Origin of the sequence: Acinetobacter sp. YH12255, from assembly GCF_013417355.1 — a bacterium.
Taxonomy (GTDB): Bacteria; Pseudomonadota; Gammaproteobacteria; order Pseudomonadales; family Moraxellaceae; genus Acinetobacter; species Acinetobacter pseudolwoffii.
The window spans coordinates 1-15,253 of the sequence record NZ_VPEC01000029.1 but is presented as its reverse complement, the minus strand read 5'-3'; the positions used below and the strand labels follow the sequence as shown (position 1 = coordinate 15,253).

Sequence of the window (15,253 nt, the reverse complement as noted above, 5' to 3'; positions counted from 1 at the left end):
ATTTCATCAAAGCTTTTTAACCAATGTCCTGACTATTTGACTGAGGCTATTTAAAACATCAAGCTAGATATCAATCTTTTGTTTCACTGATAAATACTTTTTCCATTCTGGCCCGCGATTTAATTTTTCTGTCCACCCTACTGTTTGTTTAGTTTATAGTCATTCAAAACTTCATATGGATATTCGATTGGACATCAAAATGGATCAAAAACTTGTTCATGCTGTAGATCACACCATCACTTCTCGCCATTCGGTGCGCGCTTTTTTAAATACGCCGGTCAGTACAGACATCTTGAAACAGATTTTAACTGTGGCCAGCCGCGCACCTTCGGGCACCAATACCCAACCTTGGAAAGTCTATGTTGTGACAGGTAAAAAACGCGATGAACTGGTAGAACGCGTCTGTCAGGCCCAAATGCAAATCTATGCCAATCCCGAGCTGGCGGAACAATACCAAGAAACCTTTGCCTATTATCCTGAACAATGGCTCTCGCCGTTTATTGAACGTCGTCGTGAAAATGGTTGGGGCTTATATGGTTTGCTGAATATTCAAAAAGGCGAAAAAGAAAAAATGGCACGGCAGCAGCTGCGTAATTTTGAATTATTTGATGCACCGGTGGGACTGTTTTTTACCGTACATCGCTCTTTGGCCATTGGTTCGAAAATGGATATTTCGATGATGATCCAGAATGTCATGATTGCAGCAAAAGCCCGCGGTCTGGACACTTGCCCGCAGGCCGCCTGGAATCATTTCCATCCCATCGTACTCGATCTGGTCGGTGCACCTGAACATGAAGAACTGGTCTGTGGCATGGCCTTGGGCTATGCCGATCCAGAGCAGATCATTAACAGCTTTATTACGCCGCGTGTCCCGGTAGAAGAATTCGCTGTATTTATTGATGAGTGATTGAATCAAGGCTGAGTCTATCGACTTGGCCTTATTTTCAGATCTTTAGATTTTATCTGGCCAGAGCCAGATCAGGCATTTATTCATGTTTGAATAATGGCAGTTCAAGTTGACAAATTGCCCAGACGGCAATACAAACAAAAACCAGCATAATCAATGCCATATTTAATAAAGCATTCCAAACCAGAAAATTTAGTAAAAGCCCGCCCAATAAGCCACAGACAAATTGCATACTGCCCATAATCGCGCTAGCAGTTCCTGCACGTGCACCCTGCTTCGCCATAGCCAATGCCATAGCATTCGGGCCAGTAAAACCGATCGACGCCACCACGACAAACATGCCCAGCAAGACCAATGCAATAGAATCTACATCCAGATAGCCAAGCAATACTAAAACGAAAACACCCACTAACTGTAGAACAATGCCGATTTTAAGGCGTTGCAATATCGAGAAACGCCCAGCCAGACGTTTATTCAAGGTCGAAAATAACATGATCCCGACAGCATTGGCACCAAAGGCATAGGCAAACTGCTGCTCAGTCAGTTGATAACGATCCATCAAAATGGCCGAAGATGCACTGATATAACAGAACATCACCGCACTGGAAAAACAGCCGGCATAAAGCGGATGTCGAAAGCTTTGATCCTGAAAAATGCTACGGTACAAACTTAGAACCTGTTGAACGTTCAGCTTGAGACGGCGTTCTGGTTCCAGAGTTTCTTTAAAGAGAAAATGTACACAGGCCAGACTCAGCAGACCGCAGCCCATCAGCACCAAAAAAATCACATTCCATTCATAAAACATCAACACCCAGGCCCCCAGACTTGGCGCGAGAATGGGTGCAATCGCGGTCACAATCATCATGCTGGCAAAAGCCTGAGCTGCTGAATGCATATCCAGACGATCACGAATGGCCGCACGGGCCATGACCACCCCGACACAACCACCCAAGGCCTGCAGAATCCGTGCAGCGATCAGACTCCATTCATCCTGTGCAAACACACACAGCAGACTTGCCACAATGTATAAACACAGCCCAAAATACAGCGGTGGTTTACGCCCAATCCGGTCACTGATCGGCCCATAAATCAGTTGCCCCACAGCCAGACCGAAGAAGTAAGCCGGCAAGCTATTCGAGACCATTTGGGTACTGACGCCAAAATCTGCTGCCATCGCCGGCAAGGCAGAAAGATACATATCAATGGATAAAGGTCCGAGCGCACTCAGTGCCGCTAGCAAAACAATCCAGGACATGGCATAAGGTGGTTGTACGATTTTATTCGATGGCATAAGCATGAAGATTTAAAGCGCTAATATGCAGACAAGTTAACACAGTGCATAGTATGATTTAACTTGAAATGAAATTTTATAAACCTACTATTTTTCATTGGCATATTCAGATTCACCTGTAAGACTGCAGTATAAAGGACGACCTTTGAAATCTTGGCTCACTCGTCTCAAGCAAACCACCTATAATACGACCTTGATGTATAACCTGCGAATGATGACGGCATTTGCAGGTACCGCCTTTGTTCCCTATTTTATGGGGCAACAATTGATGACGATTCCCCTGACTTTAGGCGTGGTCGCAGCCGGTTTAAGCGATATTGATGACCGCTTTTCGGTGCGTATTCTCAATCTGCTATATACCTACATGGGTTTCTTTATTACTGCGGTTGGCGTTTATCTGCTCTATCCTTATCCGCCGCTGTTCGCCTTGGCCTTGATTGTTTCTTGTATTGGCCTGATTCTGCTTGGCTCCCTTGGCAGGCGCTATGCCACAATTTCTTATGGCTGTCTGGTGGTTTCCGTCTATGCCATGCTGGGTGTCGAACTGTTCGATGAATGGTATAAGCAGGCCGGCTTGCTGGTCATCGGTGCGATGTGGTACGGCATTCTGTCGACGCTCAGCTTCCTGGTCTTCCCTGCCCGGTTGGCACAAGACAAGCTTGCCACCTCTTATGCTTCGCTTGGTGACTTTTTATATGCCAAGTCCAATCTGTTTGATGTGGACATGACCCCGACCAGTTATCAGCAGAGCATGATTGATCTTTCTCTTGAAAATGGCAAACTGATTGCCATTTTTAACGAAATGAAAACGGCGCTCTTGACCCGTCTAAAAGGCGACCGTGGGCAAAAAGATACCCGTCGCAGTCTGCAATATTATTTTGTGGCGCAGGATATTCATGAACGTGCCGATTCAGCCCATATTGATTATCAGAAACTGGCCAAGATTTTCCAGCACAGCGACATCCTGTTCCGCTTTCAGCGCATCATGTCTATTCAGGGCAAAGCCTGCAAGGACCTGAGCGAAAGTTTGCTACTGCGCAAGCCTTATGTACATAACAAACGCTTCAAGCATGCTTTTGACAATCTTCGGCTGTCTCTGGAGAAATTACGTCAGGATCAGCATTATGATCAGGTCTGGATTAATGCCTTATTTTCACTATTTCAGAACCTGAAATCGATTGATGCCCAGTTACGTAACCTGGAAACCGAGCAAAGTATCAAAGCCGAGCGTTTTAAACATATTGAAAACCAGCTCAGAGATGATGACCTGAAAGGCTGGGATGACATCAAGGTTCGAATTAAACAGCATCTCACCCCAGAATCGGTGCTGTTCCGGCATGCCATCCGCCTGTCGATTGTGCTGCTGATCAGCTATATCTTTGTACAGGTCAGCAATATTGAATATGGTTACTGGATTTTATTAACTGCACTGTTTGTCAGCCAGCCAAACTTTAACGCCACCAAACGGCGTTTACGTCTGCGGATTGTCGGTACCTTGGTCGGTATTATTTTCGGTTATGCCATTTTATATTTTGTACCTTCTGTCGAAGGACAATTATTACTGTTGGTGTTCAGCGGGATCTTGTTCTTTGAATTGCGTAGTAAACAGTATGCCCAAGCCACGGCCTTTATCACGATTCTTGCGTTGATCAACTTCAATCTGGATGGTATGGGCTTTGCTGCGGCTATCCCGCGGATGATTGATACCCTGATTGGCTGTGCCATTGCCTGGTTCGGGGTCAGCTTTATTTTCCCGGACTGGAAGTTCCGACGTTTGCCGCGCAGTATCAAACGCAGCTTGCAGGCAGAAGCGGACTATTTAAGTGAAGTGATCGAGCAATATAAATCGGGGCGTAATAATGGCCTGAAATATCGGATTGTGCGCCGTGCTGCCCACAATACCGATGCCGAGGTGGCTTCACTCATTTCGACCCTGGCCACTGAACCGGATATTGATCCGGTACAAAAATCGCTGGCCTTTGAGTTCCTGTGTCTGAACCATACCTTTATCAGTTATATCGCCGCGCTGGGTGCGCACCGAGGAAGAATTGAGGATCAGGACATTCTGAATTTACTGGATAATGCATTAGAGAACATTCGCGGTGCATTATTACGAGACGAAACGCCCGATTTAAGGGCGCAAAATATGATTGTCCATATTCGACAGCGCCTGTCACATGATCAGGAACAAGATCAGAAATCTCTGATCATTTTGCAGCAGCTGTCTTTAATGTTCAGTATTTTAAACCAGTTGAGCCAATTGAAACAAAGTTTGAGCCATGAGCGTGATGAACAGGCAACAGAACTCGGTTCCTTATAATTTGGATGATTTTGGAACAATATACTCACTGAATTGGTACAATTAATGCTAAACTTTTTACAGTTTTAAATCTGCTAGTTTCACTATGACCGCGAAAAATTTATACGCTTATACCCTACAGCCTGTGAACTATGAAATTTCAGAAGCCGAGCAGCGTCATGCTCAGCTGGTGATCTGGCGTAGTACCAATAAAATTGGCATGAAAGCATGGCTGATCATGGGTGCTGTTGTTGCACTTTCTATTCTGGGCCTTCTGCTTCTCAAGAACTATTCAACCGTGTTCTGCTGGGTGGCGATTGCCTGTGTGGTGTTGTATTACCTGATCCGTACCTTTGGTCTGGAATGGTATGTTAAACGCAAGATGAATGAATTTCCGGTACAGGAAATCAAAGGTGTTCGTCTGGGCGTACAACCGCACGGTATCATCATGCGTCAGAAAATGGGCATGCAGGAAGGTGTGGGTGCGATCAGCTGGAAAGACATTTATGAATGGTACAACACACCAGAATTCATGTTGGTCAATTTCAAGGTAAAAGGCCAGCAAGGTGCTTATATCCTGCCTAAACGTCTGGACAGCAAAAACTTTTCTTTTAACACGATTCGTAAGCATCTAGAAGCAGAAGTTGGCGCAGCCAAACAAATCTAAACTTGTACACGTTTCAACAAAAAACCTCCTGCCCCGGCATGGAGGTTTTTTTAATCCTAAAACAATAAATGATAATGAGAATAAATATTATCCTCAACACCTATAATTCAGTATTAAAGTTCAGTTATAATTTGGCCACTTTTATAAAGCTCACCCTTAATCTGACGACCATGTTTAAAAAAACATTTTTCCAAATCCACTGGTTTCTGGGGATTACAGCAGGTTTAATCCTCTCTTTGATGGGCGTCACTGGCGCAATTTATTCCTATGAACAACAAATCTTAAAATGGATAAATAACGACAGTTATACGGTTCAGGTTCAGCAAGGTGACAAACTTACGCCTGCTCAGCTGTATCAGCATTTTCAAAATACCACTCCAGAGATGAAGATTAACAGTATTAGCGTGGCACAAGATCCAAGTGCTTCAAGTACTGTAAATATTGCCAAAGAGGGAGCACGGCGTGGTCATAACATCCTGATCAATCCCTATACTGCCGAAGTTTTGCCTGAAATTAAGGGTCAGGAATTTTTCCAGTTTATTCAGCAACTGCATCGTAATTTAACGGTTGGCCCGGTCGGCAAACAGATTACCGGTGCTTGTACTTTAATGCTGATCTTTTTCGTCTTGTCCGGTCTTTACCTGCGCTGGCCAAAGCGTCATTCGATCAAGCAATGGTTCTTTGTAAAACCCAAGCTGAAAGGCCGTAATTTTATCTGGGATCTGCATGCTGTTGTGGGAACCTGGGTGGTGATTTTCTACCTGATTCTGGCTTGTACCGGCCTGTACTGGTCCTATGACTGGTGGCGTAGCGGGATGTTTAAAGTTCTCGGCGTTGAACGTCCACAGCCTACCATGCAAGCCAATGCGGGCAATAATCGTGGTGAAGGACGTCAAGGTGGCGAACGCGGCCCACGTGGTGAAGGACGCGAAGAAGGCATGAATCCAGAACAGATTAGCCGCGCGCTAGATTTGAGCTGGACTGGCTTTAATACTGAATTTTCAGATAAATATTCCACAGTAACCTTTAATCTTCCCAAAAAACCCGACGGCAGCATGCAGCTCAGCTTTGTCGATCCGGTTGCCCAACATGAACGTGCGCGGAACAGTGCCACTTATAATTACCAGACAGCCGAATTTACAGAAGTTGAGCTCTATGAAGATAAAAAGCTCAATGAAAAGATCATGAGCAGCATGTTACCGGTGCATCGTGGCAGCTTCTTCGGCCCGATCTACCAGTTCTTTGCCATGGTCGCAGCCTTGTTAATGCCATTATTCTTTGTGACAGGCTGGATGCTGTATCTGAAACGTCGTAAACAGAAGCGCTTAACGCTGGCAGCGCGTCAGGGTGTCACTCCAGTTGACTTAGATGAAAATGCCAAACCTTGGCTAATTGCTTATGCATCACAAACAGGTGTCTCAGAACAACTGGCTTGGCGTACAGCAACTGCCCTGCAGGAAGCACGTCAACCGGCAACAGTAAAAGCGGTACAACAACTGACGCTTGCCGATTTACAGCAAACTGAGCAGGTATTATTTGTTGCCAGTACTTATGGCACAGGTGAAGCACCTGATCTGGCCTCTTCTTTTGAGAAAAAAATCCTGTCTGGCAAAGCTGATTTGCGGCATTTAAATTATGCGGTGTTGGCGCTCGGTTCTCAAGAATATCCGGATAGCTATTGCAGTTTTGGTCACCGTATTGACCAGTGGTTGCAGCAAAATGGTGCCCAGCAGTTATTCACTACCATTGAAGTGGATAATGCCAATAATGAGCACATCCAGCAATGGAATACTGCACTGGCACAAGTAACTCGCCTTGAACTGCAAGCCATGGGTATCGATAAAACCTTTGATCAGTGGACACTGACTCAACGTGAAATCCTCAATCCAGGTAGTCTGGGTGCTCCTGCCTTTAATATCGAACTGATTCCTGAGCATGAAGCAATCTGGCAAGCAGGTGATATTGCCGAGATTCAGCCAGCTAACAGTCCGGAACGTATTCAGGCATTTATGCAACAACACAATATTGCTGCCGGCACACAAGTGCCTTCTATGCAGCAAAGCATTGAGCGCGCGCTTTGGGATCGTGATCTGACTCAGGCAGAACCTTTTGATTCAATGGATCAGCTCCTCAAGCAATTACCGGCTTTGGCATCACGTGAATACTCGATTGCCAGCATTCCAAGTCAGCAAGTCCTGCGTCTGGTGGTACGTCAGCAAGCTGATGCGAATGGAAATCTAGGTCTGGGTTCAGGCTGGTTAACCCAGCATGCCGCACTCAATGCACCGATTGCGCTACGCATTCGCAGCAACGAATCGTTCCACCTGATTGATGATAACCGTCCGATCATTTGTATTGGGAATGGTACCGGTATTGCTGGTTTAATGAGTCTGCTCAGCTCCCGTAACCGTCAGGAATACACCCAAAACTGGCTGATCTTCGGTGAACGTCAGCGTGAACATGATTTTTTCTTTGCAGAAACCATTCAGGCCTGGTTGCAAATGGGAACCCTGAAACGGCTGGATCTTGCGTTCTCTCGTGACCAGCAGGAAAAAGTCTATGTGCATCATAAATTACGGGAACAGGCTGAAGAGCTGAAAACCTGGGTTGCCCAAGGCGCAGTGATTTATGTCTGTGGTAGCATCAATGGCATGGCCAGTGATGTCGATCAGGCCCTGACCGAGATACTTGGTGAAACGCTGCTCGATCAATTACGTCTGGATGGCCGTTATCGCCGTGATGTATATTAAGATGAACTGATATACTAAAAACCGGGCGCAATAGCCCGGTTTTTGAAAATACAAAAGTAATAATAAAAATATGAATAAGAAAAAAGGAAACTTGGATGTTCAATCAACTTAAACGAAGTCTCAGTCTGATCTTTGGCTTGATCCTCTGTATCAATAGCGTCTGGTTACTGAATCAGGATCAAAGGCATTTTGGTATCATGCTGTCTATCATCATTGCTGTGGCACTGATCCTGTATGCCCTGCTTTTTTCATCTATTCAGCGCTGGAAACAAAATTCTCGACTCAGAACATTGTTCTGGAACAGTCTCTGGGGCGGATTTTTATTCTGGATCATCAGTGTCGCGGCTTTCTTCGCTTATATCCAGATGTCGATTAACTCAAATATTCCTGCACAACCGGCTACAGCGATTCTGGTATTAGGTAGTGGGATTAACCAGGGTCAACCCTCACCCATCTTAAAAAATCGTCTGGATACTGCAGCAAAATATGCAGAACAATATCCAGATACGTTGATGATTATGACCGGGGGACGAAATTTCCGGGAAAGACAAAGCGAAGCTGAAGTCATGCAACATTATATTCATATGACCTATCCGCAGCTCAAAAACCCGATTCGCTTAGAAGATCAAAGCAGAAGCACCCAACAGAACCTGCAATATTCTCAGGCGATCTTGCAACAACAGAATATTGATCGAAATGAGCCTATTGTGATTGTGACCAACGATTTTCATAGCCCGCGTGCCCGTGCCATTGCCAGACATCAGGGCTATCAGCAAGTGATCAGTCTGAGTGCCCGCACTCCTCAGAATGCTCGCTACCATTCATGGCTACGTGAATATTTTGCGTTGATTAATGGCTGGCTGCTGAATGAATATTCACTGTTCCAATAAACAAGCTATTTAACAACAAGAAAATTAATTTAAACGAATGTGTCTTGGCAAAGGCATATCCGGATTTTTAAAAAGTTCCGGCTTTTGCACATAGATCTGATACAGATAATTTTTGATATCCAGTAATAATTTTTCCGGTGCCACCAGAATATTCTGCCCTTCTGGCGTCAGATCAAGAGACACAATCGTACTTTCCTGACGTAAAAACGGAATCACTTTCTCTACAAAATCCTTGAGACCAATTTCCTGAATATCATAATTCACCCAATTGTCTTTAATCAGCAGACGAGCCAGACCTTTACTGTGCCAGCAAGCAAATGCACGCTGTCCAGTAGGGGTCGCACACAAAGCCCAGCCATCCTGATAAAGCGCAAAAATGCCGGCATTCGCGACAATCGATTCAATATATTGTTTATAAAGGTGTTGAGGGTCGTATGTAGTTTGAGATTTGGTCGCTGCCTTGCGCTGATATGGATTTCTCATCGTCGTGAAACCTTCAAATTATTATAGACTTCAAATTCTATGAAATGTTCAGTGTTTAGGCAAGAAAGATATGGTGGGCGCTGACGGGATCGAACCGCCGACATTCTGCTTGTAAGGCAGACGCTCTACCAACTGAGCTAAGCGCCCTGAGAAAAACAACAGCGTTGTTTTTAATGACGCAAGACAAGGAATGTCTTGGTATATTGAACACTCAGATCTCAGGAATCCAAGCTTCTCATCTTAGGATGGCGCAGCGGACGGGGCTCGAACCCGCGACCCCCGGCGTGACAGGCCGGTATTCTAACCAACTGAACTACCGCTGCATCGTAAGAATTGGTGGGCGCTGACGGGATCGAACCGCCGACATTCTGCTTGTAAGGCAGACGCTCTACCAACTGAGCTAAGCGCCCTGATAAAGAGTGTCAATCTTTAGTTTAATCAAATTTAAGCTCAGGGACCTAAATTTAATTTCTTTTGAAATGGCGCAGCGGACGGGGCTCGAACCCGCGACCCCCGGCGTGACAGGCCGGTATTCTAACCAACTGAACTACCGCTGCATCGCAAAAGATTATGGTGGGCGCTGACGGGATCGAACCGCCGACATTCTGCTTGTAAGGCAGACGCTCTACCAACTGAGCTAAGCGCCCTCAAAAGGTCTATCGTATAAATGGCGCAGCGGACGGGACTCGAACCCGCGACCCTCGGCGTGACAGGCCGATATTCTAACCAACTGAACTACCGCTGCATTTACACAATGTCGCTATTGTGGCAAACGAGAATCAAGATCTTAAAGTGGCGCAGCGGACGGGGCTCGAACCCGCGACCCCCGGCGTGACAGGCCGGTATTCTAACCAACTGAACTACCGCTGCAACTATAAGGTCTCAACATGAAAGAGCTTGGTGGGCGCTGACGGGATCGAACCGCCGACATTCTGCTTGTAAGGCAGACGCTCTACCAACTGAGCTAAGCGCCCTTTCTAAACGTCTATCATCGTTTGATGGGTGCATTATAGAGAATCTGCACAGCCTGTCAAACGCTTTTCGGAATGTTTTCCACTTTTTAGGTGTGAGTGATTAAAAAATAGGTTGTTTGTTAAAAAAAACAACACTTTTTGTTTATTTTTTAAGTCTCTACCGAAATTTTTTAATTTCCAAAATGAAAATCACAACAAAATTTCCTGTCTTCTCTTGCGAGATTTCAGACTCACTCAGGCAGTATGCTTTAGTTCCGATCAAGAATTATACAAAGCTTTAAAATTACTCGGCGTTGTGTTCATGTAATCTTTCAACTGTCATTTATTTTTATGTGAAAAATAGCGATCAAGTTTAGCTTTAGACGATGATTCAACGCGTTTCATGCTGTAAAAATAGGATCTGGATCAGATTAATAAATGTCTTAAACTGTATTAAATCATCTCATCCCGCCCGTAAAAACAAAATCATTTTCACATGACATTAAAGATCGATTCATTATTCAGTATGCACACCCTTCAGCATTTTTGAATCTAATGCATGTTCCGAGATATACACCAAGGCATTCTCACCCACTAGGTCAAAGAGTTCAGCGACCTCCAGATTACGCATACGAATACAGCCATGAGAAAGTGGCTCTCCCATCATTTCTGTTTCTGGCGTGCCATGAATATAGATATAACGTTGATAGGTATCGCAGCCCTCGCCTTGATTAAAACCGGCTTCAAGCCCACTCAACCATAAAATACGGGTCAAGATCCAGTCACGTTGCGGAAACTCTGCTGCCAGTTCAGCATCATAAATTTCACCCGTCGCCTGACGTGCAACAAATACACTGTTTAAAGGTGCATTCTGACCAAACTTTTCAGCGATCTTGTGCCAGCCACGTGGGGTCTTGCCACTATTTTCAGTTTCACCAATGCCATTTTTACCAGTGGAAATCAGATATTGCTTGTTTAGACGTGGCAAATACAGCTTTTGTTGGGCGAGATCAATCAGGATATCTGCTTGATCCAGATGCAAGGTATTCATGACTTGTTATTCTCTGAATCTACTTTATTTAACTCTGTTTTCTTTAACTTTATCTCTGTTTTTTCAGTATGAATCGTTTCTTGATGAAGCATCACCTGATCCGGTTCAGGACGTCGCCATAACCAGATGGCCACAATCAGCATGGTGATATTGGTAAAGGCTTTTACTGCCAAGGGTGCGGTAGTAAACAGCATGATAATCCCGCTGATCAGCATCATGATACTGGCCAGCCATTTGGCCTTACGCGGTACAGTACCATGTGCTCGCCAATCTCTTAAAGTCGAGCCATATTTGGGATGGTTCAATAACCAGTTATCCATTTGTGACCAACCTTTAGATGCCGCCCAAGCAGCCAGAATCAAAAAGACCGTTGTTGGCATACCCGGCAGGATTGCACCGATAAAGCCCAGGATCACAAACAGCACCACCAGACTCCGCCAAAACAACACTTTCATACATCAACCCTAACCGCAGAATTCAGGTAGTATAAAGCGTTTTCCGATACTGTCCGTTGTATTTCTGCACTTTTCACAGGTTGTACCATGTCTTTTTCCAGTTTAAACCAAAATCTTGTAGAAGCATGGCATCGTTATCAACATCCTCTGGTACGGCAACTGGCATTTGCTGTCGGCAGTCCGAATATTCTGTCCGGTATTCCCGAGGAGCTTGAACTCATACATCGCTTTGAGCTGCATGACAGCCAGACTTGGCAGCAATATCTTAGCCAGTATCATCCACGTTTGGAATTTCTCGATCAGCATCCAGAAGAATTAATCGAGTTTGTGCAGCAACTGAAAAGCACGCGTTTGGGGCTGCGCTTTGAAATGCTGGTCTGGTTCTGGTTACTCGACGATGCTTATCATCCCTATCGGCTACTCGGTCATAGTATTCAGCAAATTGAGGGTGCAAAAACCTTGGGTGAACTGGATTTCCTAGTCCTTAATACCGATACCGGACTGGTTGAACACTGGGAAATTGCCCTGAAATATTATCTGGCCGAAGCAGATTTTAGTCTGCCGCATTGGTACGGTTTGAACCGCACCGATACCTTAATCAGAAAAATGAACCATTTCACACAAAAACAGTTCCAATTTGATGAAGCTTTAGCACATTCTATTCAAAAACGTTTTTGTGTGATGAAGGGACAGTTGTATCTGCCGACCCATCATGCTGACCAGCCTATTCCCACCTGGATTAATACCAAGCGTCGCCTAGGTCTATGGGGACAGCATATTCCTGCTGCACAAGACGCGTTCTATCGCCTGCAGCGGCATGAATGGATTTATCCGCAAGCCCAGCCAAGCAGTTTGACTGCGACCTGGTGGACGGATGGTCTCTATAAAAAAATCGATCGCAATGACTTCTATATGTATCGCCAACCGGTACTAAGCCAGTATCCATCACATAAGCCCCTATAAAGCATTACATTTATTAACCGAAGCACTATGAAAACCACATATTTTTTAGTGCGTATATTTTCTACTCTAAGTTCCACATCATAATAATTTTATTATTGATTATACGGAGATGATGATGAAAAAAATTCTTGCTGCTTCATTAATGATGGCTTTTGTATTAACTGGCTGTAACACCGTAAAAGGTATGGGCAAAGACGTGTCTAAGGCGGGCGATGCGGTAACCAATACTGCTGAAAAAACCTCTGACGAAATCCGTCAAAACTAGTTTTTTCTTAAATGCTCATAGAACCCTATCTCAGATAGGGTTTTTTTATATCGATCGTTCACATTCAAGCCGATATTCGCCTATTATAGAGCCGAGAAAATTATCGACTGTTGAAAACCGCATGAGCTCTTCCGCTACTCTCGATTTAAGCCTGCAACTATTACGTCAGCCTTCTGTCACCCCCATTGATCATGACTGCCAGAATATTATGGCGGAACGTTTAAAAAAGATTGGTTTCAATATTGAATCCATGCGTTTTGAAGATGTCGATAATATCTGGGCACGCAAAGGCACAGAAGGTCCGGTCTTCTGTTTCGCTGGCCATACCGATGTGGTGCCAACGGGCAACCTGGATGACTGGAACTCAGATCCATTTTTACCCGAAATCCGTGAAGGTAAACTTTATGGTCGTGGCAGTGCCGACATGAAAACGGCTTTGGCAGCTATGATCGTAGCGACAGAACGTTTTGTAGAAAAATACCCAAATCATAAAGGTTCAATTGCTTACCTGATTACGTCAGATGAGGAAGGCCCATCAATTAATGGTACAGTCAAGGTCATTGAAACCCTGGAAGCGCGTAATGAAAAAATTACCTGGTGTCTGGTCGGTGAACCGTCAAGTACCCATAAACTGGGGGATATTGTCAAAAATGGCCGTCGCGGTTCTTTAAATGCCAATCTCACGGTAATAGGCAAACAAGGTCATGTGGCATATCCGCATCTGGCAGTGAACCCGATTCATAGCGCCTCTAAAGGGATTGCCGAGCTGTGTGACACCGTCTGGGACCATGGCAATGAATATTTCCCGGCAACCACTTTCCAGATTTCCAATATCAATTCGGGTACAGGCGCAACCAATGTTGTTCCGGGTAGCATGAATCTGCTATTTAACTTCCGTTATTCAACTGAAGTGACTGCCGAAGAACTTAAAGCACGTACTGTGGAAATTCTGGATCGTCACGGTGTGGATTATGATATTTCCTGGACTTTATCTGGCTTGCCATTTCTGACCCCGGTCGGCGAGCTGGTCAATGCAGCTAAAACCGCTATTCTAAATGTCACAGGCACTGAAACCGAGCTTTCTACTTCTGGTGGAACCTCGGATGGCCGCTTTATTGCACCTACAGGCGCACAGGTACTGGAACTTGGGGTGTTAAATGCCACTATTCACCAGATCAATGAGCATGTTGATATTGCCGATCTGGAGCCACTGGCTGAAATTTATGAACAGATTTTGGTAAATTTACTCGCCAATTAAGTAAATTCATAACGCAATAAAAAAGGAACTCCATGGAGTTCCTTTTTGATATTTGATAGTTTGCATTACAGCCCGATTGTAGCCTGAATATTCGTCATATTCGGAATATGGAACAGCTGTTCATTCATTCGTACATATTGGAAAATTGCAGGGTCATTCACCGGCTGATCGACATCGACCACTTCAGAAATACGAATCCGGATGGTTTTCGGCATTTCATTGCACATTAGGGCAAAACGCTGATTGATCTCATCACCTTCAATCACCAGTGCCACGCCATGTTGACGTGAAGGCTCATTGATGGCATAGACTGGCAATTGTGCTTCATGCCATTCCACTGTCTTGACCTGGGTAGTGCTGTCCAGCGCTGACAGCACAATGTTTTGTGGCAATAACATCGGATCTTTGCCATGACAGTCAATAATATAGGCATCAATAAATCCGGTCGATACCGTAATCAGATGCTGAAGTTCCTGCTGGCTAATCTGATCAGCCATCTTGCTCGTCGAATTGCTCTGACTCATCGATTACCCCTGTTTTTCGGCAATTAATTGTTGAATATTGGCCAGCAGTTCAGCTTCCTGGAACGGTTTACCCATATAGTGGGTCACGCCCAGACTGAATGCACGTTCACGATGTTTCTCACCAGTACGCGACGTAATCATGATAATCGGCAAGTCACGGTGAATATCATGGTGACGAACCAGGTTGGTGACTTCAAAACCATCCATACGTGGCATTTCGATATCCAGCAGCATCAGATCCGGTCTGACATTTTCTAGCTGCTCGATCGCATCTACACCATCTTTGGCGGTCACAATGTCATAGCCCTGACGTTCAAGCAGACGCGAAGTTACCTTACGTACGGCTTTGTTGCATAAAGGTTTGAAAGGGTGAGTTCCCTTAAGCTACTCAAATTTAAGAGACAACTTGGGTATGAGGGCGACCTAATTCTGTGAATTTATTCAAGACTGCCATGCGTGCATGGATCTCATTCACCTGACTTGGAAAACTCCGCGCT

General features: G+C 44.9%; 13 protein-coding genes, 8 tRNA genes and 2 pseudogenes. 8 read left to right on the top strand and 15 right to left on the bottom strand.

Going from position 1 to position 15,253, the window contains the following annotated elements:
* Window positions 1–199 precede the first annotated feature (199 nt).
* Window positions 200–907, top strand: coding sequence for a nitroreductase (locus tag FTV30_RS11920; RefSeq protein ID WP_180001660.1), 708 nt, complete (start codon window positions 200–202; stop codon window positions 905–907).
* Between the two features lie 79 nt (window positions 908–986).
* On the opposite strand, the gene FTV30_RS11915 is transcribed toward FTV30_RS11920, so the two are convergent.
* Window positions 987–2,204, bottom strand: coding sequence for a multidrug effflux MFS transporter (locus FTV30_RS11915; RefSeq protein ID WP_180001659.1), 1,218 nt, complete (start codon window positions 2,202–2,204; stop codon window positions 987–989).
* Between the two features lie 139 nt (window positions 2,205–2,343).
* Here FTV30_RS11915 and yccS point away from each other — a divergent pair, with 139 nt between their 5' ends.
* From yccS to FTV30_RS11895, 4 genes are all read left to right on the top strand, one after another.
* Window positions 2,344–4,518 (top strand): YccS family putative transporter, encoded by a 2,175-nt coding sequence (gene yccS / locus FTV30_RS11910; protein ID WP_074383432.1) that lies wholly within the window; start codon window positions 2,344–2,346, stop codon window positions 4,516–4,518.
* Window positions 4,519–4,603: 85 nt separating this feature from the next.
* The gene (locus FTV30_RS11905) at window positions 4,604–5,164 is read left to right on the top strand and encodes a YcxB family protein (RefSeq protein ID WP_005169724.1); all 561 of its coding nucleotides are present in this window, start codon (window positions 4,604–4,606) and stop codon (window positions 5,162–5,164) included.
* A gap of 170 nt (window positions 5,165–5,334) precedes the next feature.
* The gene (locus FTV30_RS11900; protein ID WP_180001658.1) at window positions 5,335–7,914 is read left to right on the top strand and encodes a sulfite reductase flavoprotein subunit alpha; all 2,580 of its coding nucleotides are present in this window, start codon (window positions 5,335–5,337) and stop codon (window positions 7,912–7,914) included.
* A 95-nt stretch (window positions 7,915–8,009) separates the two neighbouring features.
* Window positions 8,010–8,804: a YdcF family protein gene (locus tag FTV30_RS11895; RefSeq protein ID WP_159138272.1), complete on the top strand. Its 795-nt coding sequence runs from the start codon at window positions 8,010–8,012 to the stop codon at window positions 8,802–8,804.
* 24 nt (window positions 8,805–8,828) lie between these two features.
* On the opposite strand, the gene FTV30_RS11890 is transcribed toward FTV30_RS11895, so the two are convergent.
* The 11 genes from FTV30_RS11890 to FTV30_RS11840 all read right to left on the bottom strand — a co-directional run bounded on the left by FTV30_RS11890 (window position 8,829) and on the right by FTV30_RS11840 (window position 11,746).
* On the bottom strand, window positions 8,829–9,287 hold the full coding sequence (locus FTV30_RS11890; protein ID WP_005097833.1) for a DUF2750 domain-containing protein: 459 nt from the start codon (window positions 9,285–9,287) through the stop codon (window positions 8,829–8,831).
* A gap of 71 nt (window positions 9,288–9,358) precedes the next feature.
* Window positions 9,359–9,434 (bottom strand) — tRNA-Val (locus FTV30_RS11885).
* A 99-nt stretch (window positions 9,435–9,533) separates the two neighbouring features.
* Window positions 9,534–9,610: transfer RNA gene (locus tag FTV30_RS11880), tRNA-Asp, on the bottom strand.
* Between the two features lie 11 nt (window positions 9,611–9,621).
* Window positions 9,622–9,697: transfer RNA gene (locus tag FTV30_RS11875), tRNA-Val, on the bottom strand.
* A gap of 70 nt (window positions 9,698–9,767) precedes the next feature.
* Window positions 9,768–9,844 (bottom strand) — tRNA-Asp (locus tag FTV30_RS11870).
* A 14-nt stretch (window positions 9,845–9,858) separates the two neighbouring features.
* Window positions 9,859–9,934 (bottom strand) — tRNA-Val (locus tag FTV30_RS11865).
* 21 nt (window positions 9,935–9,955) lie between these two features.
* Window positions 9,956–10,032, bottom strand: a tRNA-Asp gene (locus FTV30_RS11860).
* 48 nt (window positions 10,033–10,080) lie between these two features.
* A tRNA-Asp gene (locus FTV30_RS11855) sits at window positions 10,081–10,157 on the bottom strand.
* A gap of 28 nt (window positions 10,158–10,185) precedes the next feature.
* Window positions 10,186–10,261: transfer RNA gene (locus FTV30_RS11850), tRNA-Val, on the bottom strand.
* 496 nt (window positions 10,262–10,757) lie between these two features.
* On the bottom strand, window positions 10,758–11,291 hold the full coding sequence (gene elsL, locus FTV30_RS11845; protein ID WP_180001657.1) for a cell wall-recycling L,D-carboxypeptidase ElsL: 534 nt from the start codon (window positions 11,289–11,291) through the stop codon (window positions 10,758–10,760).
* Window positions 11,288–11,746, bottom strand: coding sequence for a YbaN family protein (locus FTV30_RS11840; protein ID WP_005169714.1), 459 nt, complete (start codon window positions 11,744–11,746; stop codon window positions 11,288–11,290). Before FTV30_RS11840 ends, elsL begins: the two co-directional genes overlap by 4 nt.
* Window positions 11,747–11,833: 87 nt before the next feature.
* On the opposite strand from FTV30_RS11840, the gene FTV30_RS11835 reads away from it, so the two are divergent.
* The 3 genes from FTV30_RS11835 (at window position 11,834) to dapE (ending at window position 14,232) form a co-directional block, all read left to right on the top strand.
* Window positions 11,834–12,709: a DUF1853 family protein gene (locus FTV30_RS11835; RefSeq protein ID WP_180001656.1), complete on the top strand. Its 876-nt coding sequence runs from the start codon at window positions 11,834–11,836 to the stop codon at window positions 12,707–12,709.
* Between the two features lie 112 nt (window positions 12,710–12,821).
* Window positions 12,822–12,974: an entericidin A/B family lipoprotein gene (locus FTV30_RS11830; protein WP_004280704.1), complete on the top strand. Its 153-nt coding sequence runs from the start codon at window positions 12,822–12,824 to the stop codon at window positions 12,972–12,974.
* A 121-nt stretch (window positions 12,975–13,095) separates the two neighbouring features.
* Window positions 13,096–14,232: a succinyl-diaminopimelate desuccinylase gene (gene dapE, locus FTV30_RS11825; RefSeq protein WP_180001655.1), complete on the top strand. Its 1,137-nt coding sequence runs from the start codon at window positions 13,096–13,098 to the stop codon at window positions 14,230–14,232.
* A 65-nt stretch (window positions 14,233–14,297) separates the two neighbouring features.
* Here the strand turns inward: dapE and FTV30_RS11820 are convergent, their stop codons facing one another.
* From FTV30_RS11820 to FTV30_RS11810, 3 genes and pseudogenes are all read right to left on the bottom strand, one after another.
* Window positions 14,298–14,756, bottom strand: a complete 459-nt coding sequence (locus FTV30_RS11820) for a hypothetical protein (protein WP_005169706.1) — start codon at window positions 14,754–14,756, stop codon at window positions 14,298–14,300.
* A gap of 3 nt (window positions 14,757–14,759) precedes the next feature.
* Window positions 14,760–15,098: pseudogene (locus FTV30_RS11815) on the bottom strand (response regulator); the annotation flags it as partial.
* 52 nt (window positions 15,099–15,150) lie between these two features.
* Window positions 15,151–15,253: pseudogene (locus FTV30_RS11810) on the bottom strand (IS5/IS1182 family transposase); the annotation flags it as partial.

Coding starts and splice junctions, on each gene's coding strand:
- FTV30_RS11920 (WP_180001660.1), top strand. CDS start 200: ATGGATCAAAAACTTGTTCATGCTGTAGATCACACCATCACTTCTCGC.
- FTV30_RS11915 (WP_180001659.1), bottom strand. CDS start 2,204: ATGCTTATGCCATCGAATAAAATCGTACAACCACCTTATGCCATGTCC.
- FTV30_RS11905 (WP_005169724.1), top strand. CDS start 4,604: ATGACCGCGAAAAATTTATACGCTTATACCCTACAGCCTGTGAACTAT.
- FTV30_RS11900 (WP_180001658.1), top strand. CDS start 5,335: ATGTTTAAAAAAACATTTTTCCAAATCCACTGGTTTCTGGGGATTACA.
- FTV30_RS11895 (WP_159138272.1), top strand. CDS start 8,010: ATGTTCAATCAACTTAAACGAAGTCTCAGTCTGATCTTTGGCTTGATC.
- FTV30_RS11890 (WP_005097833.1), bottom strand. CDS start 9,287: ATGAGAAATCCATATCAGCGCAAGGCAGCGACCAAATCTCAAACTACA.
- elsL (WP_180001657.1), bottom strand. CDS start 11,291: ATGAATACCTTGCATCTGGATCAAGCAGATATCCTGATTGATCTCGCC.
- FTV30_RS11840 (WP_005169714.1), bottom strand. CDS start 11,746: ATGAAAGTGTTGTTTTGGCGGAGTCTGGTGGTGCTGTTTGTGATCCTG.
- FTV30_RS11835 (WP_180001656.1), top strand. CDS start 11,834: ATGTCTTTTTCCAGTTTAAACCAAAATCTTGTAGAAGCATGGCATCGT.
- FTV30_RS11830 (WP_004280704.1), top strand. CDS start 12,822: ATGATGAAAAAAATTCTTGCTGCTTCATTAATGATGGCTTTTGTATTA.
- dapE (WP_180001655.1), top strand. CDS start 13,096: ATGAGCTCTTCCGCTACTCTCGATTTAAGCCTGCAACTATTACGTCAG.
- FTV30_RS11820 (WP_005169706.1), bottom strand. CDS start 14,756: ATGAGTCAGAGCAATTCGACGAGCAAGATGGCTGATCAGATTAGCCAG.